Origin of the sequence: Pedobacter sp. V48 (assembly GCF_000523515.1) — a bacterium.
GTDB lineage: Bacteria > Bacteroidota > Bacteroidia > Sphingobacteriales > Sphingobacteriaceae > Pedobacter.
In genome coordinates this window covers 212322-236725 of record NZ_AWRU01000001.1, presented here as the reverse complement: position 1 = coordinate 236725, position 24404 = coordinate 212322, and the positions used below count along the sequence as shown (strand labels likewise).

Annotated in this window: 16 protein-coding genes and 2 pseudogenes; 13 read left to right on the top strand and 5 right to left on the bottom strand. The window is 39.9% G+C overall.

Translation table 11 applies throughout. The features are described from left to right. Nucleotides 1–75 precede the first annotated feature (75 nt). The 8 genes and pseudogenes from N824_RS00880 (at nt 76) to N824_RS00845 (ending at nt 15560) form a co-directional block, all read left to right on the top strand. A pseudogene (locus N824_RS00880) lies at nt 76–3255 on the top strand (SusC/RagA family TonB-linked outer membrane protein). A gap of 25 nt (nt 3256–3280) precedes the next feature. After that, complete coding sequence (locus N824_RS00875; protein WP_048903233.1) at nt 3281–5140, top strand: RagB/SusD family nutrient uptake outer membrane protein; 1860 nt, start codon at nt 3281–3283, stop codon at nt 5138–5140. A 162-nt stretch (nt 5141–5302) separates the two neighbouring features. Continuing rightward, nucleotides 5303–7579 carry a hypothetical protein gene (locus N824_RS00870; RefSeq protein WP_052334030.1) on the top strand — a complete coding sequence of 759 codons (2277 nt, stop codon included), beginning with the start codon at nt 5303–5305 and terminating at the stop codon, nt 7577–7579. Between the two features lie 438 nt (nt 7580–8017). Then, nucleotides 8018–11065, top strand: coding sequence for a SusC/RagA family TonB-linked outer membrane protein (locus N824_RS00865; protein WP_048903232.1), 3048 nt, complete (start codon nt 8018–8020; stop codon nt 11063–11065). 15 nt (nt 11066–11080) lie between these two features. Next, nucleotides 11081–12316 (top strand): SusD/RagB family nutrient-binding outer membrane lipoprotein, encoded by a 1236-nt coding sequence (locus tag N824_RS00860; protein WP_048903231.1) that lies wholly within the window; start codon nt 11081–11083, stop codon nt 12314–12316. 1 nt (nt 12317) lies between these two features. Then, a complete protein-coding gene (locus N824_RS00855; protein ID WP_048903230.1) occupies nt 12318–12692 on the top strand; it encodes a SusD/RagB family nutrient-binding outer membrane lipoprotein in 375 nt (124 codons plus the stop codon). 133 nt (nt 12693–12825) lie between these two features. Continuing rightward, on the top strand, nt 12826–13911 hold the full coding sequence (locus N824_RS00850) for a DUF2235 domain-containing protein (protein ID WP_052334029.1): 1086 nt from the start codon (nt 12826–12828) through the stop codon (nt 13909–13911). 146 nt (nt 13912–14057) lie between these two features. Further along, nucleotides 14058–15560, top strand: a complete 1503-nt coding sequence (locus N824_RS00845; protein ID WP_048903229.1) for a crotonobetainyl-CoA--carnitine CoA-transferase — start codon at nt 14058–14060, stop codon at nt 15558–15560. A gap of 24 nt (nt 15561–15584) precedes the next feature. Here the strand turns inward: N824_RS00845 and N824_RS00840 are convergent, their stop codons facing one another. Continuing rightward, nucleotides 15585–16172 carry a Crp/Fnr family transcriptional regulator gene (locus tag N824_RS00840; RefSeq protein WP_048903228.1) on the bottom strand — a complete coding sequence of 196 codons (588 nt, stop codon included), beginning with the start codon at nt 16170–16172 and terminating at the stop codon, nt 15585–15587. A 148-nt stretch (nt 16173–16320) separates the two neighbouring features. Here N824_RS00840 and N824_RS00835 point away from each other — a divergent pair, with 148 nt between their 5' ends. Beyond that, a complete protein-coding gene (locus tag N824_RS00835; protein ID WP_048903343.1) occupies nt 16321–16809 on the top strand; it encodes a hypothetical protein in 489 nt (162 codons plus the stop codon). Nucleotides 16810–16836: 27 nt separating this feature from the next. Here the strand turns inward: N824_RS00835 and N824_RS00830 are convergent, their stop codons facing one another. Beyond that, nucleotides 16837–17301 carry a hypothetical protein gene (locus tag N824_RS00830; RefSeq protein WP_048903227.1) on the bottom strand — a complete coding sequence of 155 codons (465 nt, stop codon included), beginning with the start codon at nt 17299–17301 and terminating at the stop codon, nt 16837–16839. 176 nt (nt 17302–17477) lie between these two features. Here N824_RS00830 and N824_RS00825 point away from each other — a divergent pair, with 176 nt between their 5' ends. Further along, nucleotides 17478–18860, top strand: a complete 1383-nt coding sequence (locus tag N824_RS00825) for an SGNH/GDSL hydrolase family protein (RefSeq protein ID WP_084498148.1) — start codon at nt 17478–17480, stop codon at nt 18858–18860. Nucleotides 18861–18936: 76 nt separating this feature from the next. Here the strand turns inward: N824_RS00825 and N824_RS00820 are convergent, their stop codons facing one another. Then, nucleotides 18937–19395: a PA2169 family four-helix-bundle protein gene (locus N824_RS00820; protein WP_048903225.1), complete on the bottom strand. Its 459-nt coding sequence runs from the start codon at nt 19393–19395 to the stop codon at nt 18937–18939. 183 nt (nt 19396–19578) lie between these two features. Between N824_RS00820 and N824_RS00815 the strand changes: the two genes are divergently transcribed. Next, nucleotides 19579–19785: a hypothetical protein gene (locus tag N824_RS00815; protein WP_048903224.1), complete on the top strand. Its 207-nt coding sequence runs from the start codon at nt 19579–19581 to the stop codon at nt 19783–19785. A gap of 41 nt (nt 19786–19826) precedes the next feature. On the opposite strand, the gene N824_RS00810 is transcribed toward N824_RS00815, so the two are convergent. After that, nucleotides 19827–20891, bottom strand: coding sequence for a DUF2652 domain-containing protein (locus N824_RS00810; RefSeq protein WP_048903223.1), 1065 nt, complete (start codon nt 20889–20891; stop codon nt 19827–19829). A 418-nt stretch (nt 20892–21309) separates the two neighbouring features. On the opposite strand from N824_RS00810, the pseudogene N824_RS38155 reads away from it, so the two are divergent. Both N824_RS38155 and N824_RS35330 read left to right on the top strand, forming a co-directional pair. Beyond that, nucleotides 21310–22635, top strand: a pseudogene (locus N824_RS38155) (outer membrane beta-barrel protein). A gap of 5 nt (nt 22636–22640) precedes the next feature. Further along, complete coding sequence (locus N824_RS35330; protein WP_048903221.1) at nt 22641–23492, top strand: outer membrane beta-barrel family protein; 852 nt, start codon at nt 22641–22643, stop codon at nt 23490–23492. 27 nt (nt 23493–23519) lie between these two features. Here N824_RS35330 and bla read toward each other — a convergent pair whose 3' ends face one another. Then, nucleotides 23520–24383, bottom strand: coding sequence for a subclass B3 metallo-beta-lactamase (gene bla, locus N824_RS00795; RefSeq protein ID WP_084498136.1), 864 nt, complete (start codon nt 24381–24383; stop codon nt 23520–23522). Nucleotides 24384–24404: the final 21 nt, after the last annotated feature.

Genomic DNA, 24404 nt, shown 5'->3' with positions numbered 1-24404 from the left:
TACTCCGTAAGCAATCGATTGTTTTCGTATAGGAGATAAAACAGTCAAATAACCAACAACCAAATAATTTAAATTATGAAACAGGTATTACAAATGCACTTGCGGGTGCTCGGAATCGTCTTCATGTTACTACAATCCCATTATGTTTTTGCGCAAGAAAAAATATCTGGGACAGTAGTTGATTCAGAAGGGAAGGTTCCATTGGCCGGGGCAACTATCTCCGTTACGGGGACACAAGCCAACGAAGCTGAGGTTGCATCATCAGTAAAAGCGGATGGATCTGGTAAATTTACAATTGCCGTGCCTAATGGGTCAATGCTAAAAATTACAATGATTAGTTATCAGACTGTAACTGTTGCACCTAAACAAGGAATGGTAATAGAAATGGTTTCTACTACTATTGGATTACAGGAAACGGTAATTGTTGGTTATTCAAAGCAAAAGAAAACCCTCATGAGCGGTTCAGTAGCTTCCGTCAAATTTATAGAACAAGACACTGAAATTCCGACGACCTCAGTTGGTAACTTATTGGCAGGTAGAATGGCAGGTTTATATGTTTCTACCCCTAGTGGTAAACCTGGAGAGCAACCTGGTATTAGTATAAGAACACCAAGTTCGTGGAATGCTGCGCCGACTTTATATGTAATTGATGGAAAAGTTACTAGTGACGCTGCGGAATTCAACAACTTAAGTCCTAATGACGTTGAAGAAGTAACTATTTTAAAAGATGCAGCTACTACTGCTGCTTATGGTGCCCGTGCGGGCGCAGGTGTAGTATTAGTTACTACCAAACGTGGTAAAGCAGGTAAAGCAACTGTTAATTACTCCGTGAATACTGGGCGAGATGTCCGGGGAAAAAATATGGAGCTAACAGATATTATGGAATGGGGAGTTATTCAAAACAGAATTTGGGGTGAAGCCGGCGGACCGGCAAATACCCCCTGGACTGAGACTGCAAAAGCGTATTTTAAAGATACAGATTTTGGTGGGGGCAAGGGATATGGTTTTGATCTATTAAAAGATGTTTATGTAAACCCTTCTATTACTACACATAATTTAAGTGCATCTGGAGGTACAGATAAACTTCAATATTTTGTTGGAGCTTCTTATGTAAATCAAGAAACTTTCATCAAGAATACTAATGAAAAAAAATACAATGTTAGGGCAAATATAACAGCTAACCTTACCAAAGATGTAACTGTTTTTGCTGGTCTTAGCTTAAATAATAATAAATTTAATTCCCCTCAGGGCGATTGGTCAGGAGATATGTATCCTAAGCTCCTACTGTGGCAACCTTATATGCCCTCGTTTACCGCGACTGGTTTACCGGTCGATTATTTTTGGATTTCGAATAAATCTGGTGAAGCAGATGGATTGGCAGGATATAACAATTCTGAAGCCATTAAATCTGTTGTTAATTTAAATTTAACTTACAAAGCACCCTTCTTGCAGGGGTTAAGTGCTAAAGTGGGTTATATAAAAACYWKWWWYAWCWGCAATCAAAAAATATATACACATCCTTTCACCTATTACCAATTGAAACAGGTTGAGCCTGTTATTTGGGATTTGAATACGATTGTAGGACAGCGTCTTACTGCACATTCACCTAGTTTAGAAAAACTGTCGGCCTGGAATCAGGAGGGACAGTTGAACCTTCAGGTAAATTTTGAAAGGAGTTTTGGTGAACATCACGTAAATGCGGCATTGGTGTACGAGCGTCAGGAAAGGAGTTATGATGGTATAGATGCCGTCATCAATGGTTTTCCTATTTATATGACTGATCAATGGTGGGCATCTACCGGAGGGGCGGGTGTAGTAAATGGTACACCTACAAAGGGGATTAGTAATACTTACGGTTTCCTGCCTACAACTGGTCGTAAATCGTATATTGGGCAATTTGCTTATGATTATGCTGATAAGTATGTCGCTACATTTACTTATCGTTATGATGGTTCGGTAAATTTTCCAGAAGATAAACGTTGGGGTTTCTTCCCCTCAGCTTCCGCAGCTTGGATCATTTCAAAAGAAAATTTCTTTAGCAACGTAAAAGGGGTAGAGTCATTAAAATTAAGGGCTTCAGTTGGACTAACCGGGAATGACTTTGTGGGAATAGACCCAAATGGTGCGAAAGATGATTCGAATGCGAAACGCTGGCAGTATGAAGATAATTACATTGCAGGGAATAATGCAATTTTTGGCGAGTCCCCTTCACTTAATCCGGGAATACGATACAATGTATTTCCGAATCTTAATATTACCTGGGAAAAATACCTGAACAAGAATTTTGGTGTTGATATCAGTTTCTTAAAACACTTCACTGCCACTGCAGAATATTGGCATACCCTTACCTATGATATTTTAAGTACAAGGATTCAAAGTACACCCCCAACTTTTAGCCGCCCTTTACCATCAGTAAATTATGGAAAAATGAAAGCAAATGGTATTGATCTAAGTTTGAACTATAGTAATAACATTGGAGAATTTAAGTATGATATAGGTCTAAATGCCACCTACGGTAATTCCTGGTATGTCCTAAGGGATCAAAATATCACCTATGATTATCAAAATATTATAGGAGGTGGTCGTTCTGCCAATATGATTACAGGTTATACTGTTGATCATTTGCTTCGATCACAAGCTGATGTTGATGCTTTGCTAGCGGCTCATCCGGGGTATAATTTCAATGGGAATGTGCCCAAACCTGGCCAGTTTGCCTATAAGGACTTCAATGGAGACAATACTATCAATGATAATGACATCACTGTACTCAATAAAAGCAATAACGCTAAAGTCCTGGGCTTAAACCTAAATGTGGGATGGAAAGGGTTAAGCGTGACGGCTAATTTTAATGGCTCATTTGGCTACAAAAAATCTTTTCGGGATTTGTCAGGGGGGGTAGAATGGAACAGAATGTGGCGTCCGTGGTCTGATGAATCATGGAGCGAAGAAAATCCTAATGCCTGGCTACCTTTTCGCTACAGCGCAAATGACGATGTAAGATCGGTTAATACAAGTGGAAGTAATTTTTGGCTGGCTGATGCAAGTTTTCTACGCCTAAAGTTTTTGAATGTTGCCTATAATGTTCCGAACAGATTGTATAAGAAATATTTAAACAATGTTCGTTTCTATGCATCAGGATCTAACCTTTTTGTGATCAGTAAATTCAATAAAAAATTCTATGATCCGGAAATGAATGGCGGCACGGCGTTCCCTATTGTTAAATCATTCAATGCCGGTGTTAGTGTAACGTTTTAAATTTTAACATTAAAAGGAAATCAAAATGAAGTATCTAAATAAAAATAAATTTATCCTTTATGTGGCCCTAATTGTATTCGGCTCGTCTTGTAAAAAAGGATTGGACTACGAAAACACAGGTGCCATAAATCCACAGAATGTATGGACCGATTCCGTCTTAATTAAGGCTTATTTGAACGACGTGTACGGTGGACTTATGCCTAGATGGCCACTTGGTAGCGGAGCCAACGCTGACGAGGGTATCAACGCATCGGGGGGAAACTTAGGTAATTTCCAACAAGGTATAGTCGATGTGGCAGTAAATTTCACTAGTCTGGATTATACTTATATCGACAAAACCAATTATTTTATGGATCAATTGGCAAATGTATCGGAATCGGTGTTAAGTCCAAGTACCAAAAACAGGTTGATAGGCGAGGCCAAATTTTGGCGGGCCTGGACTTATTGGGGAATGGTAAGTTCAGTTGGGGGTGTACCATTGATCTTGCACACTCAGAATGGTAACGACCCAAACTCCTTGAAAATAGCACGCAGCAAAACGTCGGAATGTGTCACACAAATCATTAAAGATCTGGATGAAGCTGCTCCCGTTTTGCCACCCAATTATACCGGGGCTGACTACGGCAGAATTAACCGCGCTGCCGCACTTGGTTTTAAAGCCAGGGTACTTTTATGGTATGCAAGCCCATTATTTAACCCCACAAACGATCAGAATAGATGGGTAAATGCTTACAATGCGGCTAAAGCTGCAGTGGAGGCTGCAGATGATGCAGGTTTTGGCCTGTTTGAAAACTACAAGTTGATTTGGTATTCGAGGAATAAAGAGCAAATCATGACCAGGCAGTACTACTACCCGGACAGTTACATGAACTTTAACTCCATAAGACCACTTCCATTTACAAATGGAGATACCAATACGGATCAGCCAATACTGCCACTATTGATTGCTTATCCAAAACGGGATGGCAGCCCTATGCAGTTTGATAAAAACCAATTGTCTAATCCAGCTTATAATCAACAGTTTTTAACAGACTTTTATACCAACCGTGATGATCGTTTTTACGCAACTATTTGGTGCGGCGGTACAGTATACCCTACACCCGATGTAAATACGATTGGCATGACAAGCCCAAGATCACATTCTTACTGGCAGGCCTGGACCTGGAAAGCAGCAGCAACACCGAGTACGGTAGTTCCGGCAAGAGATAATTCTTTATTCTCTGGTATTTCTCCACTTGTCCAAAATGGCGATGAAAACGGGGTGTCAGGATTTTTCCAGCGTAAAGGTTTAGACACGCTTTTAGACAGAAATGCCTTAGTGGGTGTAGCTGCTGGTGCTAAAAGTTGGTTTTCGCCAATGCGCTATGCCGAACTGCTCTTAAATCTTGCTGAATGTGCCAATGAAACAGGTCGTACTAATGAGGCATTAACTGCTTTGTATGCTATTCGCCAACGTGCAGGCATCTCTCCTGGTGGAGGCCAGAAGTATGGTATTACTGTGGCTGGGCAGGCCGATGTCCGTACTACGATCATGAATGAGCGTCAGGTGGAGCTTGCCTTTGAAGGATTTAGATTTAGTGATTTAAGAAGATGGAAACGTTACGATATCCTGAACACGCAATCTACCAGAAGGGGTTTATTCCTGATGCTAAATAAAGGTCAGGCGTTGCCCGGGAATACCGATAATATTATGACCGCTTCAGTAAGATCTAAATTTTCTGCCGTTATTGTAGAAAGCCTTGATAAAACGGCTTCGACTAATCAGACTTACAAGTTGAGTTTGAATCACTGGTTTAATTCTTTAAATCCTGCGCAGATTTCTATTGAACCTGATCAATTGCCGCAAAACAAAGAGTGGGGTGGTTCTTTTGATCCCTTACAGTAGTTTTTTAAACAGTTAATCCACTTAAAAATGGAGATTAGCGCTCCAGTCGTGGTCGGAAGAAATTCTGGCCATGATTTTATATTTTATGCAAAGAATAAGTCAACTTTAGTAAAATAGTAGAATTTAGATATAAAAACACACAACTGAAATAACACATCCATTATGAAACTAAACTTCATAAAATTCGTAATTGCCTTTTTTGTTGCGACAATTCCAATATCGGTTTTTGCGCAATACAATTTTAATACCGATTATTTTAAAATCCAGATCAATAACAAAGGCTTGATCACCAGTATGAAAAACATTACGGTGAAGCCTAATCGCGAATTTAGTCCTTCAGATAAGCCATCGCCGGTGATGAGTTTATATGATAGTAAAAAGAATGTTTACTACCAGCCCACCAGTGCAACCTATACTCAGACCAGCCAGACAATGGTACTTAAGTATCCAAATGGTTCTGTTGCCAAAATTAGTATTGTACCTAAAAAGAAATATTTTAAACTTACGTTGCAATCACTCTCACCACGTAATGGAATTGATGTGATCCAGTGGGGAAACTACCATACCAATATTACCAATCTAATGGGTGAAATTATTGGCGTTGCGCGCGACACCAGCAAAACGGTTAACTATGCAATTGGCATGCTTGCCCTGAACGACAAAACCCTTAGCGGGCTAGCCGAAACTATTGGTGATGCAGCTCCTTTTCAATATATAATACATACACCAGACGCCAAGCGCTTTCCTTTACCTAAAGATCTACACGAAGGACAGATTTTTACACTAGGAGGAGATGGTATTAGTGATGTAGCTTTTTATGCGCACAAAGAACCTTGGTATAGAATTATGTATGGTAATGCAGCCTTGGTAGACAAAAAAGGCCAAATATCTATTGCTTATCAATCAAGAGACAGGTCTGTTGAAAGAGAAATCAATTTTTCACTTATGCCGCTTATGGCCGCCAATAAACCAAACCATATACAGGTGCAACCACTGCCGATAGATTATGTCGGATCATCTGTCGCGTTATGGGGAAGTCCGGATAGCACAGCTTTGTTGGATGTGATTCAAAAAATTGTCTTGGCGGAAAAGCTCCCTCATCCAACTATTAACGGCAAATGGATAAAAGATCCAGCAGCTTTTGTTCCTGATGCCCTTACCAGTGGTAATTTAAATGATAGCATTATCTCTTATACTTCAAGATTGGGTTTTAAAACAATCAGTTTATATGATCAGGGCTTTCTGAAAGCTGATCGCGGTAACAATGGATATATTGACGGAAAGAATTTTGGGAAAAAACCAATAAAATTAACAAGCGGGAATGTTTCGCATAAGGAATTTTCGGATATGGCCGCTAAACATGGTATTACCATAGGCAGAACTCCTATTACAAATTCTTTAGCTCCAGGTACGCTGGATGCCAGTCCAACGCCCAGCGATAGTTTGTGTTATCAGCAAAAGCGCTTACTTGTAAAAAGTATCAGTGCAACTGACACGGTCATTCTTGTTGACGATCCAACGCATCTTGATGAGATTGCCAGTTGGGAGGGTCATTGTGCCGACTTAAATATGATAAAAATTGGTAAAGAACTTATCCATTATATTGGAGTTTCGAAGGATAAACCTTACCGACTTTTAAATGTAAAGAGAGGATACTGGAAGACCACTCCATCAAATCACGCTAACAGAGATACCATTTATAAACTTCAGGTCACGGTTAATTATGGTTACGATGGGCTTATCCCGAATATGCAATTGCAAGACAAAATTGCAGAGCACTTTGCAGAGATTTGTAAGATCAATGGCCTTGCTTATTACGATTTCGATGGACAAGAGTTTTTGTTTAATAATGGACACGGTTACTATTCGACCAAACGCTTCTTTGGAAAAATGTTTGAAAAGGCAAAGCAATTAGGCGTTCCATATATCCGTTTCACAGGCGCTACTTTATCTGAAGGATCCTGGCATTATCAAAGCATTTGGAATGTTGGTGGCGGAAAGAATTTGTACGATGCTGAAACCCGCGAATGGGGCAGCACAACCAGTCAGGGAAAAGACCTTCGTGACGTAACCTATGCTAACTATTTCCCTGTGGGAATGGGCGGTAATTTCCCTATCAATCCCAAATCTAAAGTTGAAGAATATGAACATATACAAGCCATTTCAGTAGGGGTTGGCACAACATACAGTTTAAAAATAAATCAAAAGGATGTTGAAGGCTGTCCTCAAAAAGACGCCATTTTTAAAGCGATAAGAACATGGGAAGATGCGAGAGCGGCCAATGCTTTTCCGATATGGGTAAAAAATCAGCTGTCGGATCCTGCGCTATCATTTCACTTGGAAAGTGTTGATGCCAATAATTGGAATTTATACAAGACTAAAAGAGATGGCTCGAACAAAAAAATGTTTGTAAAGCTAAAAAGAGCTGCAGGGTATTAGTAATCTTGTCGCGGCTCTTTCGATAATTTTTTTGGGAAAATGGTCAATAATCCACTCAGGATTAAGAAATGGCTATCAACATTATTAACCTGGTTAATAATGTTGATAGCCATTTTTTTTTGCGCAATCCGTCAGATATTTTCTGCGGCATACGTATATAATGAAAGAATTTGTCTAGGCTACCATTGATAAAGCTAAGAAAAGAACTTGTAGAGATAAAAATGCAGGTATTTGCGGTTTTTTGCAATGAATAAAGTACATGGATACTTGAAATAGTTTGTTTTTAGCTATTTTTATTAAAATTATTATGGATATTTACTATAAGGATTACTATTATGCAGGTTAATGCGTGTTATGTAAGTTCCTACCAGGCAAAACCAACCAATAAGCATTACAATCGTTAACTAACAGTTTAAATTTTACTAAAATTGGCATTTTATGAAAAGAAAACTACTCTTGTTATTTCTGTGTATAGGATTGTGTATTACACATGTCGCCGCCCAGCAGATAACCGTATCAGGTAAAGTCACCTCGGCAAACGACAATAGCCCACTGCCCGGTGTTTCAGTAAAAATCAAAAACAAGTCCGGTGGATCCAGTACCGATGAATCGGGTAATTATTCCATCAGCGCACAAACCGGGGATGTACTGGTCTTTAGTTTTATTGGTACCATAAGCCAGGAAGTTCAGGTAACAGTAAACAAGGTGATCAATGTAAAGCTGGCTGAGGACAGCAGAATCTTAAATGAGGTTGCGGTTACGGCCTTTGGTGTAAAACAGGAAGTGAGGGGACTGGGCTTTTCTACCCAAAATGTTAAGGCCCAGGATATCGTAGATTCTCAGCAACCCAATATCGTAAATGCATTACAAGGCAAGGTTGCAGGTGTGCAGATCACCAATTCCAGCGGTGCTGCTGGTTCATCTGCCAACATCATGATCAGGGGAGGAAGTTCACTGAGCGGCAGTAACCAGCCCTTGTTTATTTTGGATGGTATTCCTGTAGATAACAGTACTCCCGTTTCTCAGGGTGGTTTGGTGGCTTCAGTGGCTCCAGCTTCAAACCGGGCAATAGACATCAATCCGGAAGATATTGAAACCATCACTGTTTTGAAAGGACCTGCGGCTGCGGCATTATATGGAATCAGGGCAGCTTCAGGAGCAATTGTTATTACCACTAAAAAAGGTTCGGGTGGAGCTGCAAGAATTGTGTATCAGAATAATTTTTCATTTGATCACATCAATAAACTTCCTGAACTTCAATCGCAGTTTAAACAAGGCGAGCAAGGTGCTGCCAATGTAACAGCATTGGGCTCCTGGGGACCAGCCTTTTCTTCAGGGGAACCTATCTATGATAACCTTGGTGCTATTTTTAAAAATGCCTTTGCACAAACACATGATGTTTCGGTAAGTGGCAGCACAGACAATTCCCATTATTATACTTCCGGATCTTTTTTAGAACAGGGATCGATTATTGACAATTCTACCTTTGGGAAAAAATCGTTCAGAATAAATGCAGATACCAAAGTTGGAGAAAAATTAACCGTCGGAGGAAGTGCTAATTATATCCGCACAGACAGGAAGTATCTTTCTCAAGGAAGCTTTAATGGCATTATGGGAGCGCTTTCCTGGCCTCGTAGTCTAGATATGAAAGATTACCTTAATACTGATGGCTCTCAGAAAATTATCAACTCTACGGGGACAGACAATCCTTACTGGACCATAAATAATAAACCTTTTACCAGTAAGGTGAACAGGATAATTGTACAAGGTAACCTGGATTATAATCCCGTTAGCTTTTTAAACTTTACCTATAGGATAGGTACAGACTATTATACCGAGAATTTTAAATCTGTAAGGATGCCGGGAACATTGGAACCCAATGTAATCAAAGGGTCTATTGCACAATCCGTAGCCAATAATCAGATCACTACGTCAACAGCTATTCTGACAGGTAAAAAGAAAATAGGAGCCGACATAAATCTTAGTCTTTCTGTAGGTAACAATATTGAAGTCAGCTCTCTGCAGACTTCTACCTCCAGTGCGCTTAATTTTATTGACCCTACATTTGCCAGTCTTAATAACACCAAGCCTTCTGATAGAACAACTTCAGAAGATTTGAGACGCAGAAGGATATTCAGCTGGTTTGGGGATTTTAATGTGGATTGGAAAGGGATCGCTTATGTGAATTTTAAGGGAAGGAATGACTGGTCGTCTACTTTGCCGGTAAAAGATCAATCGTTCTTTTACCCTTCGTTAAGTGGGGCATTGATTTTGACCGACCTGCTAAAAGAAATGGGAACCAAATCTGATGACCGTATTTTTTCATACGGTAAAATAAGAGCTGCTTATTCTAATGTGGGTAAGGATGCTTCGCCATATTCACTTACCACCTCATTGGCTACCCTAACAAATGATTTCACTATTAATCCACGAGGGTTTATTATCAACTCTAATAATGCTTTTGGTAACCCGTTGCTGGTTCCTGAATTTACACGTGCCTTTGAAGTAGGGGCAGACCTGAGGTTCATTAAAAGCCGTTTAGGGCTAGATGTAACTTATTATTCAAGCAAGTCTGATAACCAGATTTTGCAGTTGCGTACGCCACCATCTTCAGGCTCTTTTTTAGCAACCCTAAACGGAGGGTCTATACGAAATAAGGGCATAGAGGTGATACTGAATGGAAGACCAATCGTGGGCAATGATTTTAAATGGTCAATAGACATCAACTTTGCGCACAATACCTCTGTTGTTAAGGTATTACCCGCAAAAATTGACAGGATTGAACTGTCTGATGCCTGGGCCGCTTCTAACGTAGCACAGGGAGCTGCTTTTTTAAACGGTAGTTTATTCGGTATAAATGGAAATATCTGGAAACGAAACGCACAGGGACAACTATTGCTGAACAATGCTGGTTATCCACAGGTTCAGACTGCCCTGGCTAATATTGGTGACAGAAATCCTGATTTTACAATGGGAATTACCAATACTTTCAATTATAAGGACTTTATGTTCTCGTTTATGGTCGATGTCCGTTCGGGCGGCCAGGTATTCAATGCAACAGAGAATGCTTTGGTAAGATCGGGCTTGAGCCTGAAAACCCTGGATAGAGGAACTAAGGTGTTTGAGGGAATTATTGAATCAACCGGCGCTCAGAATACAATTGCAGTTCCTTTAAACCAGAATTACTACCAGACCATTTACGCCAACCAGGGTTACGATTTTGTAGAAGATGGGAGCTGGGTAAGACTGAGATATGCTACACTTAGCTATAATATGCCCACAAAGTACCTTGGTAAATTAAAAATCAAAGGACTTTCATTTACCGTAACAGGTCGTAACCTATTATTGATTACAGATTATTCCGGTGTTGATCCGGAAGTTTCGGGTAGTGGTGCAGGAGTAGGGGGAACGGGTTCTTTTGGTTTTGATAATCTGGGTGTTCCAGCTACCAGAGGGTTTGATTTAGGTTTAAAATTAACATTGTAATAAGGAGGACTAATTATGAATACGATATATAAAAAAGGGCTGGTTTGTCTGGTTTTGGTCGCTGCCATTATAGCCCCTTCATGTAAGAAATTTCTGGATGTAAATACAGATCCGAATAACCCCACTAAGGTAACTGCAGCAAACAGACTGGTCGGTGCCATTACCACTTCTAATGGTGCCGCAATGTGGCGAGGAGGCAGAGAGATTGCCGGCTTAACCCAGTATGGTGTAACCAAACTTTTAACGGGAACCAACCTGAATGCAGAGACCTGGCGCTTTACCGCAAGCTATTTTGCCTGGCAAAATACGTATGTGTTTACGATGCCTAATTGTATCGATTTGATCAATCTGGGAGAAGAAGAGGGGAGCCCGTCTTTTGTTGGTGCCGGAAAAACTTTATTGGCGATGAACTTTGGCTTGCTTGCCGATCAGTATGGTGCCATTGTAATTGATGAATTTTATAATGGGAAGACTCAGCTTTCTTTGACACCTAAAATGCAGGATCAGCAAACCGTTTATCAACGGATAGATAAATTGCTGGATGAAGCCATTGTCGCATTTAATAATCCGACAAACAATACAACCTTAAATTCTGCAGCAGGGGACATCATATACCAGGGAAATGTAGATAAATGGAAACGTTTTGCCTGGGCACTTAAAGCCCGGTACCTAAACCATCTTTCTAAAAAAGGAGCGCTTTATAATTCCACAAAGATTATTGAAGCCTGCGGAAATGCGTTTAATGCTGATGGAATGGATGCCGAATTTCCATATCTGGCAGGTGCATTGCCGACCGATGAAAACCCATGGTACAGCTGGGGCGGATTTACCGTGCCGGTGGGCTCTACACCAAATGACAATAGCTATAATCCCAGATACTTCGCATGGAGCCAGTTTTTTGTGAATATGCTTACAACATTGCCTGTCACCAATGCTACTCTTCAGGATCCACGGATCAGCAAGATCATGCAGCCAGCCGTTTCCGATGGCCAGTACAGGGGTCTAAGATCTGGAGGCGGTTTGGTTGGAGGACAAGGTATTTTAGCTAATGGGCAGAATGGTGATGCGACAAAAAAGAACGGTAATGATTATGGGCTTTTTAGCAACAGCGGTTTCNATMSSWAGCAAACTTCACCTTATCCCTTCATCACTTACTCTGAAGTGAAATTGATTGAATCGGAAGCTCGATTGAGATCGGGGGATATACCGGGGGCATTGGCTGCCTATKAGGNNNNAAGGTGTGAAATCTAACATGCGCAAGCTTGGAGTTACAGGTGCAGATATTAATACCTATTGGACGGCGCAGTTGGCTGACGGCTTGAATGCACATTTTGCGAACCTGACCCAAGGTTTAAGTCATATCATGAGACAGAAATACATTTCATTATGTTTAAATCCTGAAACGTGGGTAGATATGCGCAGATCCGATTTTAGCCAGGCCATATATGGACCTTCACTGGTTAGACCTTTAAACCTAAATACTGTTATATTTGATGCCAATAACCCAACCCAGTGGATTAGAGGGATGGTTTACGAAAGTAATGAGCAGACCCGGAACCCTGATAATGTTGGAGATAATTCTGAAAAATATCGATTGCTCACACCACTTTGGTGGGATGCAAATTAATTACATAGCCTGCGCTCCCTAATTCAAAGGGCGCAGGCTATTTCATGATGCGAATAGTCATAAATAACTATTGCAGGTGTTGTGAGGGATTGCTATGTTACCTATGTTGAGTGTATTGATACTGGCTTAGGAAATGAACGAGGCAAAGAATAAGAGAATTGTGATCTGCTGCGACGGCACCTGGAACGAACCCGGCAAAACCGATAAAGGTTTCCGGGTAAAAACCAATGTGCAGAAGACTTTCGAGAGCATCTGTAATATTGGTAAAGACGGTGTAATGCAGCTCAAATATTATACCGACGGGGTGGGCACCTCGGGGAGTAAACTTCGGAGGCTGATTGATGGCGCAACGGGATTTGGACTCGATGAGAATATTCTGAATGCCTATAAGTTTCTGGTCTGGAACTATCTTCCGGGAGATGAGATATACTTTTTCGGTTTCAGTCGCGGTGCTTATACGGCAAGAAGCATTGCAGGCCTGATCCGAAATTGCGGGATCATCAGGAACGATGATCTGACTTTGGCCAAAACAGCATATACACATTACCGTAGCAGGAACGAAGGCTGGGCACCTAGCGGTAAGAAGGCAACGGACTTCAGAAAACAGAACAGCCACGAAACCAATATTAAATTCATTGGAGTTTGGGATACAGTGGGGTCGCTTGGCATCCCGTTTTCAATCTTTAACCTATATAACCATAGAAAATACCGTTTCCATGATACCGACCTTAGTTCGTATGTGGATAATGCTTTTCAGGCCCTGGCTATTGATGAACACCGGATGAGTTTTGAACCGGCCATATGGATTCAGCAGGGAAACTCACTTCAAAAAAATCCGGTACAGATACTTGAACAACGCTGGTTTCCGGGAGTACACTCCAATATAGGAGGGGGTTATCCTGATGCTGGAATAAGTGATATTGCCTTCAGATGGATGGTTAATCATGCAAAAAAGACAGGACTCGCCTTTGATGAAAATATGCTCTCAAGGATTATCCTTGAAGACCCTGAGAATGGGGTATTATATGACTCCCTGGGCTTTTGGTTTAAGTTGCTGCCGAAAGTGAGGCGGGAATTGAGCAGGCTGCCCCAATATTATCAGCGTGTGGACGCTTCTGCATTTTACCGCTGGCATAAAGATGCCGATTACAGACCGGAAAACCTGAATCGCGTGATTGACGAACTGAGCTGCGATGCCGCCGATAGTTATTGGTGCTGAACATCACATGGTTAGAATTTCAGCGGATAATTCATGAACTTAGCCATTTAGTCCATTTCTTATAACGTAAATCTCATTTAATTTAGTTTCTTTAATACTAAGCAATTATAATATCAATCCTCTACGTCAGATACCATTCACACCATATGAAACTTATAAGAAAGCATATACTTACAACTCTTCTATTGGCTTGGGCATGTAATTGCTGTGTAGCTCAATTATTGGTTCCGGCTACAAAACCCAATTCAGCACAGCAGGCAATGATTAAAAGGGGCTATGGCATGTTTATCCACTTTGGTATTAATACATTTAACAATACGGAATGGTCTGACGGAACGTTGCCATTAGAGAGTTATAACCCTACAAATCTTGATCCTGATCAGTGGGTGCTCACTGCAAAAAAGGCAGGCTTTCGTTATGTATTGCTGGTCACTAAGCACCATGATGGATTCTGTTTATGGGATAGTAAATATACAGCTTATGATGTGGCGTCATCTCCGGTAAAAATGGATGTTGTAAAAGCAGTATCCGATGCCTGTAAGAAATATGGAATCAAGTTTGCAGTTTATTATTCATTGTGGGATAGGAAAGAACCTTCATATAAGGATAAGGACCCGCAAAAATACATTAACTACATGCTCAACCAGCTAACAGAATTGTTCACCAATTACGGAACAATTGGTGAGTTGTGGCTGGATGGGGGATGGGATAAAAAGCCATCAGACTGGGGTATTGATCAGATTTATAGCTTGGTGAAAAAATACAATCCTGATTGTGCAGTGAGTGTTAACCATACCATTGTAAATGAAGAAGGAAAACGAAATTACACGCCTCCAGCCAACATGACTGAGGATAATAAGTATTTCTTTCAGTACTTCCCTTCTGATTTTCGTTTATGGGATCCGGAATTAGCAGCCAAATCAGATAAGAAACAATACTTGCACGAAGGGAAATCGTATTACCTGCCTTTTGAACATACCATTTGTATCAGTAAACGATTGAATTGGTTTGAAAAATCAGAGCCATTACCAACCCGGGATTTAGATGAATTGGAGGAACTGTTTTACTGGAGTACAGACAATGACAATTGTCTTGTGATGAATGTTCCTCCGGATCAGACCGGACGCATACGTGAATATGTAGCTAATACTGCCATTGGACTGGGTAAACGACTTAATCTATCTTTGAATAAGCCCTTACCTAAAAATGGCAAATTCATTTCAATGAACAAGCCGGTTACAGCAAGTAGCGTTTGGGATGATAAAAACGGGCAATATGCAGGTAATGCTATAAACGACGGGAAAATGAATAGTCGTTGGGCAGCTAAAGATACTCTGGCTACAGTCGAAATGGAGTTAAATCCCTCAGAGTCGTTTAATAAGATCAGTATATTTGAATATCAGGATACAAAGAGATTACCTGATGGCTTTTCTCAGGTAAGAGTATCACGTATACAACAATATAGTATCGATATTATGCAAAATGGGCAATGGAGAACCGTCTACCTTTCCGACGAACCTATGGGAGATTGTAAGGTGATTAGATTGCCATTTAGTTATAATGCAAGCAAGTTGAGACTAAAAGTCCTAAGAGCAGCTGCTCCTCCCTCAATTTATGAATTGAGCGTGATCAATATGCCTGCAAAATAATATTTCTGCTCTTCTTATTAGAACTTATCTTTTTACCCGCTTTCTAATTCGACTCAACGAAGGATTAGTTATACCCAAAAAGGATGAGATATGATATGCAGGAATCCGCTCGATGATATTCGGATGTTCTTCCAATAACCTCAGGTATCGTTCTTCATGTGAGAAAAACATGAATTCCTCGGCGCGTGTTTGTGCATAAGCAAAAAACAATTCCGCCAGCAGCCTGCCGAATTTCAGCCAGTTGTTATTGGATTCATAGAGGCTGCTGAGATCTTTATAGGAAATAAAGACAATTTCAGAATCTTCCATAGCTTCTATGAAGTACCAGCAGGGATTTTGAGAGATAAAACTTCTAAAAGAAACAACGAACTGATTCTCAGAAAAAAAGAAAATATTTTTGTCCGCTTTCGCTTTTGGATCATGGTAATAAATACGGAAAATCCCTTTTATCACTAATCCAAGGTCATTGCAAACCATACTCTGCATATTAAAAAAATCACCTTTATTGATTTTTCGTGGTTTCCAGAATGCCTGACCCTCCTCAATGTCTTTATCTGTCAACGCGGCGAAATCCCGCAGATACTGTGCTATGATCTCGTTTTTTTTAGTCATGATAGTCTTATTAGTAGATGAAGCGTTTCACTGCTATTAATTCTAGCTGGGAAAACAACTCAAATTTAGGTAAATTACATTCCATCGTATTTTAACTTAAGTGAAAAAAACTCATTCTGCTTTTTCCGAAACTTGTAAAAAAAATAAAATGGGATTATCAAATTTAGGCATTTTTCATACCGTAGTCGGTATCATTGCCATCATCGCAGCATTAGCATCTTATGTAAAGCATGGAAAAATAAACCTCGCAAGCAAAAGTGGGAATACGTACTTGGTCGGAACCATAATTACATCCGTAACTGCTTTGGGCTTAAGTAAACATGGAGGATTCAATCCAGGGCACGTATTGTCACTACTTGTACTGGTTCTTGTGGTTGGCGCATTTGTTCTTCACCGGCGAAAAACAGGAAATAATAAAGCCCGGTATTTTGAACAATTTTTCCTTTCGTTCAGCTTTTTTCTCTCTATGATTCCTACAGTAAACGAAACACTTACCCGTGTTCCGTTAAGCGCGCCACTTGCAAATGGGCCTACTGACCCATTGATTGGTGAAACCTTACTGGTTATACTCATTTTGTTTATAGCGGGATCTATATACCAATATAGACAACAAAAGAAAATCAACAAAGGCGCTTAGTTTACAGCACTCTCATTGGGAAGCGGGTTAAAATGGCCTGAAATATGGCCGGCTTATTAGTGGCGAAAAAGCCCAGGGAACCGAAGAAAGTATGATCAAAAGCCCGGTGCTAAACCATAGCGCCATTGTTTGAAACTTTTCGCGATCTGTTAGTTTGCGTTTTGCCCTGGCCGATCCTATGGTGATTACAACAATTGCTATGACCATCATTAGGCTGTGCTCCATCCCAAAAAAACGGATTTCCCTCCGATGAACTGCGTCGTTGAAATTGTGCAAAAAATAATTGACAATGGGGCTGATGAAATAAAGCACAAGACCGAAGATAAGTTGAATATGTGCTATGGTCGCAGTCCAATGTCTTACGGCGTTATCGACTCTGGAGAAACTTCTTTTTGAACTCCAGCCGCTAAAGGCACGGAAAATAGCAAAAAGTAAACTTGCCAATACCAGCCAGCGAACCAGAGAATGTAGTGCTAATACTGTTGAGTACATTTTATGTTATTGATCATTATTTGTTGGCGGAGCTAAGGTAAAACAAAAGTATATTGTACAGTGATCATTCTAAAATGTTTAGAATGAATTGCTAAAAAAAGATGTATTGAGTAGTTTGCAAAAAAAAATAGCCATCTGCCGGGTAAACCCCAGCAAGCACAAATTAATATATGATCATGAAAAAAATTATCCTTGTTTTATTCTTGGCTGTTTTAAGTAACACAACAATCAAAGCACAGTCGCTTCTACCTTTTGCCGATGGAGATCGAGTCGCCTTTTTGGGGAATAGCATTACCGAGGCCGGATACTACGGATCCAATATTTGGCTGTATTACATGACACGTTTTCCGGAACGGAAGATTTCAATAATTAATGTTGGGATAGGAGGCGATGTTGTAGGGCAAATGAACGAACGCTTTGAGCAGGATGTATTGCCGAAAAAGCCGAATATTGTGGTCCTTACCTTTGGAATGAACGATAGCGGCTATTCTGAGTTTAATGAAACAAATGCCGACGAAACAGCAAAACAGCGTGTAGCAAAATCACAGCAGAATTTCGTTCTGCTTGCAGATAAATTGAAGGCTCAATCCAAGATCAAACCTGTGATGATGTCCTCGTCGCCTTATGACGAGACCATGGAAAACAAAAACAATTATTTCAAGGGCAAAAGTAAGGCCATGGAGCAGGTTATCGCCTTTCAGCAAGAAGCCGCAAAAAAAAACGGGTGGGCTTATGTAGATCTGTTTCATCCCATGACCGAAATCAACGTAAGGGAACAAAAGAAAAAGCCTGATTTTACCATTACAGGGCCAGATCGTATCCATCCAGGTAGGGGTGGACATCTGGTGATGGCAGCATTATTTCTTAAAAGTCAGGGTCTGTCCGGTAAACCCGTGGCAAGTGTTCACATCGACACAAAGAATGGACTTGTTGAAGCAGAGAATGCAAAGGTTAACATTAAGAAAAAAAGTGAGCAGGGATTAAGTTTCAACTATTTTGCCAGTGCATTACCTTTTCCAATAGATTCTGTTAATGGTGTATGGGAAAATCCACAAACACAGGCAGATGTATTGGCCGTATATCCTTTTATCATGGAGTTCAATCAGGAAAATTTAAAAGTCGAAAATCTGGAAAATGGAAATTATGACCTGATGATTGATGGTAAGAAAATAAGGACATTTAGTGCTGATGCGTTTGTAAAGGGCATCAATATGGCTTTGTTGAGCAATACGCCACAATACCAGCAAGCGGTTTCGATCATGTATCTTAACGACTTAAGGTTGGAACTGGAGAAAAAAATTAGGGAGTACTATTGGTTGCATTTTAACTATTTCAAAGCACAAAATATGTTATTTGATGATTCGCAGCAGGCATTTGATAAAGTAGCCGAAAAAGCTAAGACCGACTGGTTTGTGAGAAGTAAGATGGGAACTTATCAAACTGCCCGTTTTCCGGAAGTGAGGGCAATGTGGGAAGATAATATCAAACAATTAACCGAGAGGATTTACCAGATCAATAAGCCAAAATCGCATCTTGTGGAAATTGTGCAGGTGAAATGAGGAAATTGAAATCGTTTACGACAAAGCCACCCATTTGGTGGCTTTGTCAGGAGAATTGCCCCGAAAATAAAATTGCTTAATTCATTGATCTTGCCGCATCACGTAATGCCTTAATTGCATCATGGGCAGACTTAATCTCTGAGGCCTGGTTGCTAACCGTTTCTAATGCTGTGCCGCTAAGGTCACCATTTTCTAATGCCACTTTATAGGCTGCTTTTATCGCATCTTCTCCACGCTCTGCCTCAGAAAGTATGCTGGCACGATCACTGCCACCAAAGAGTGATTTTACGTCGATCCAGGCACGATGTAGGGTGCCTGCAACGCTATTGCCTGTTTCCACATCTTCACCATATCCTGCGACAATCGCAGTCAATTCCTGACTGAATTTACGGCTCTGGCTGCTGTACTCCTGAAATAAGGCTTTCAAATCCACATTTTCATCTTTAATGTCTGCGATAGCTTTTTCAAATCCCGCGATGCGGTCGTTGTTGATCTCTGTGAGATCGTTTAATACTGATACTGATTTTGTGCTCATGGTAAATGGTTTTAGGGTGGTAGAACAACTGAAAACGCAGGCGGTTTTAAATAAAAAAATAAAAACACGTGTTTCCGTTATTCTGAGGCACACAGTATTTTTTTTAAAAAGTACTTTGTAATACAAAGTTATTTATTTACCTTCATATTTGAATAATTTGAAAAATCTTAACCATTATCAATCATGAAAAACAAAGCAGGTAAAATTAGCGGGTTTATCTTAGGGGCAGCAGGCTTCCTTTTGATGTTTAAAATGATCTTTCTTAGAAATATTGCTCCATCAGATGAGCTGGCACCGGGAGTTGTAGTTATTACTGCGGTATTAACTGGATTATTATTTGCCTTTATAGGCTCATTAGTTCAAAACTATCTTGTTAAGAAGAGTACCTGAGTGCATTATCATTCTTTGTTATATCTTAATTGGATAACAGATTACAAAGGAATCTTTTTTAACAGCGGAATGATATTTTCTAATGACTTTTGGAGCATAGCTTCCTGTTTTTTTTGACCTGATGATCCTAAAATAAAATCTGTAATCCAGTTGCTGACTTTATAGATATCTATGGTAAGTTTGGTTTCCTTGTCTGCCACTTTTGTCAGCGTGAAGTAAGTCACCTGTTCTCCTTTTTCATCCGTTTCGCTAAATTCAATCTTATCATCCGAATAGGAGTAACTGCTCGAATAGTAAAGTGTTTTTCCGTTGGTAAATGTCCACCTGCTCTTCATACCCACCCGTGGTAAAAGGTGATTAAGGGCCTCTATTTTTTCTACGCCTTCCCACCAGAGGTGCCGAAATTCAAATGCACCTGAAGCATGAAATAAGGTAATGATGTCGGTTTCGTATACCCTTGAAACGGAGTGTGTTTTCTTTTTGCCAGACAGGTCTAATGGAGGTAAAGGGTCATCGGGTATTTCATTTTTTAATTGGCTTAACTGTGTGTAATGAAAGTGTATTTCCCCTGCCTCTGTCTGCTTCATGCTGTCAGTCCAACTCATCCAGTCTGTAAAATCAGCAGGTTGCTGATCATCCAAAAGGTCTTTGGTTACCAGCCAATATTCATGTTGCGCGATGTCATTCTTCAAAAGCTGGTGTGCAACAATAACATCTTTACCAATCAGCTTACTGAAATTCTTTACATTATATCCGGCAAACTCACCATAGTGTGTAATTACTTTTAAAGAAAGGTTAGCTGCCGAAATACAGGCCTTGCACTGACAATACCTTCTTTGGTCATAAGTCATTAGATTTTTGTGAAACAGACAAAACATCTTTTCTACCTGTTTATACAGCTCTTTAAGTTGGGGCGCTTCGCCAAATTTGTAAAAAAGAATGGCATCGCCCTCTATTTCGGAAACTTCGAGGCCTATTTGATTTGCATTAATAAGCAATTCAAGCAATTCCTGAATGATTACGCGGCTGTGGTTAATTTCTGATTCTGTTACAAATCGAGTAAATCCACTGATATCAGGGATAAAAAGCAGACCTTTTGTTTCCATTTCATACTAAAGTTACAAACAATAAACCATTAGATAATCATCTACCTAGATCTAAGTTTCATAAACAGTTTTCGAAAAGAATTTTACATTTCTTCGTAACCTATTCGCGTAGAATTCATCTTATTGTTATAAACACACACATCGATAATGAAAACACATTTACTTTTTGTATTCTTTTTATGCTTNATATSWKTKGMYTTNNTYGAWKNTGYWRCRSAANCARAAMKKMAMMAYARCCGNGWASRRNTCAKSNNTKATWRKYANAAMCMYRCNCWTCGRTAAKNGWAMWYWYATWTACKKYYWAWSMYTNGRTANCNNTGGNNTTACYMSWKKWRTRACMGATGGACAGGGCAAATTTAACCTTCCAGCTGCACCTGGATCTTACTATGTTTTATCCACTTTTGTTGGTTATAATAAAGTGAAAACACCAGTTTTTGAACTTAAGGGCTCAACATATGAGCTGCCGGCGATTGTGCTTAAGGAAAATACGAATAAACTAAATGAGGTGAGTATTACAGCATCAAAGCCTGTTTTGGAACGAAAAGGGGATAAACTGATTTTTAATATTGAGGCTACACCCTCAGCCGCAGGACTTAATGGCCTCGAGGTGCTCAGAAAGGCTCCAGGAGTCACCATTGATCATAATGAGAATATCTCTCTTGCCGGCAAAGGCAATGTACTGGTAACTATTGACGGCAAACAGACTTACCTGAGTAGTGCCGAAGTAGTAAGCCTGCTGAAGTCGATGCCAAGTTCTGAGATAGAAAGTATTGAAATCATCAACAATCCGGGCGCGCGATACGATGCAAATAGTACGGGTGGAATCATCAACATCAAAACAAAGAAAAGCCTTGCCATTGGCTTTAATGGTAATTTGACGCTCGGTGTTGGTTATAATAAACGTTTGCAGGCCAATCCAGGTATTAATCTAAACTATCGCAGGCAATTTTTTAATGTATTTGGGTCTTATGACTACAACAGGTGGCCTTTTCAGGAGAACCTTACTATTGACAGGGTAACTCCCGGTATGAATTCAAAACAATTGTATTTTAGCCAGAAAAATAAAGATACTTCAGTTTTTGCGTCGAATAATTTTAAAATTGGAACAGATTTCTTTCTGACCAAAAACCATACCCTTGGTGTTCTGTTTAAGGGTAATTTGAATGGATTCGATCAAAATGGTTTTAGCAGAATTGCAATCGGCGATTCGTTTGCAAAACCAGATTCCATATTGCAAACTCCAGGCAGAAACTCAACAGATCGCAATAATTTTTCTTACAATATCAATTATAAGGGGATATTGGATACAGCAGGGCAGGAAATTACTATTGACGCTGACTACTCAACATTTAATGGCAATAATAAGGCGAGTTTTGTGAATCGCTTTTTCCTTCCTGATGGAACTTTTTTTAAGGACGGACAGATATATAGGAATTTTTCGCCTTCGGATATCAACATTAAAGCCATTAAAGCAGATTATGTATTACCCCTTAATAAAGTGTTCAAGCTTGAAACAGGTATCAAGGTAGCCAGTGTGAAAAGTGATAACAATTTTGTTTATGAGAATGATGTTAACGGAGAGTGGATACAGGACAACAATCGTAGCAACCGCTTTAAGTANGAWGRANNGGWWWKWRMKKMWWAWGNTATKCTNAACWNNTSAKSNCMGGTMWNNGTTNCWNCKKTSCAAANCAGRTNTNNGTKMWKMASGWWCYNCMATYTACNNNTWATTYNNTTACGATAAATCAGGTGAATAAGCGAACATATACTGATTTTTTTCCTTCCGTAACATTTAGCCGAAATTTCGATGCAGATAACGTTGCTAGTTTATCTTATTCAAGGAAGATTAACCGGCCAAATTATCAAAACCTTAACCCATTTATTTTTTACCTTGACCAGTATACCTATAACGAGGGTAATCCTAATCTTAAACCAGAATACTCTACAAATTTTGAGGCGACTTATTTATGGAAACAAAAATATAGCGTGGCGCTTGCCTATTCGCACACTTCGGATGTAATCACACAGATCTTATTACAGAATGAAGCCAAAAAATCGATGTACCAGACGGTATTAAACCTTGCTTCTAATGATGTGATATCACTTACACTTAATTTCCCCGTAAAAATAAGTAAATGGTGGAACCTGAATAACAATCTGGTTGGTTATCATAAACAAATCCAGGCACCGGATCTTAACGGAACAGATCTTAACTCAAAGCAATTCAGTGCCAGTTTGTATACTCAGAACAATTTTACGCTAAACAAGCTGTTCAGTGCAGATGCTTCCGTATATGCCAGTACGGCGCAGATAGATGGAGGATTTAAAGTAAAAAGTATGCTAACTGCTGATGCAGGTCTGCGTTACAGCTTTCCAAACCAGAATGGTAATTTGAAACTCGGTGTTGGCGATATTTTTCATAGTCAGAGGGGCAGGGTATTTAGCACATTGCCAGATAACGTATACAGCCTGGAGCAATGGGGTACTTCGACCAATGTGAGGTTAACTTTCACGTATCGTTTCGGAAAAACTAGTGTTAAGTCTGAAAGAAGCAGGCAGACAGGGCTTGACGCGGAACAAAAGAGACTGGGAGGGAAGTAACCCTTCAATTTCTTATCTGGCCGAAAATCAGTCTTTTTTGGAAAATTGAATTTCCAAATCCCGGAGTGACTTATTATATCCTTTCCTGTCAATGAAAGCATTAGGATTGTAAGCGCTACCGGGTTTGTGCTTCTTATGAAGCCCAAACTGGCTGGCATGAGAGGAAAGCCAGATATCGAATGTGAGTTTTTTCATAGCGCTTAGTGTATAAGCATAGTCCTTAGCGATTTCAGGATATGAAGTTACTTCAGAGAATTTTTTTTCAGTAACGATTGTAGGCATATTGGCAATTAAAACCTTATAAATCCGGCCTCCATCTTTTACATCAAACAAGAAGCTACAAGAACCCTTTGTATGGCCTGGATGATGAAGCATAACCAGCTTCATGCCATCTAACCGAACGGTATCACCATTATGCAATAAGCGTTCAGCTTTTATTGGTTCATAAGTAGGTCCATGGCCTCCTAATGCATAATCTGAACTGCCCCCATCAGCTGCAACCGCGGCGTCCTTTTCATCTACCATAAATTTAGCTCCGGTTGCTTTTTTAATTGCAGACATCGCTCCCATATGGTCATAGTGTGCCTGCGTGGTCAGTAATATCTTGATATCATTAAATTTAAAACCCAAGGTTTCAACGTTCGCCTTAATCACTGTCAGAGAAGAGGCAAGTCCGGTATTAATGAGGATATTCCCTTTCGGAGTAACAATGAGATAACAGGCAAGATCTTCTGTACCCACATAATATAAATTGCCAGCAATGCGAAAAGGCTTATAAGATTTAGACCATTCTATTGGTGTATCTTTTGGTTCTTTTACCTGTTGTGCTGTTGCAAGAAAAGAACTGAAAAATAAAATAACCGTAAGAGTAGCGAAATAGCGTCTAAACATAGGAAATGATTTATGGCTAAT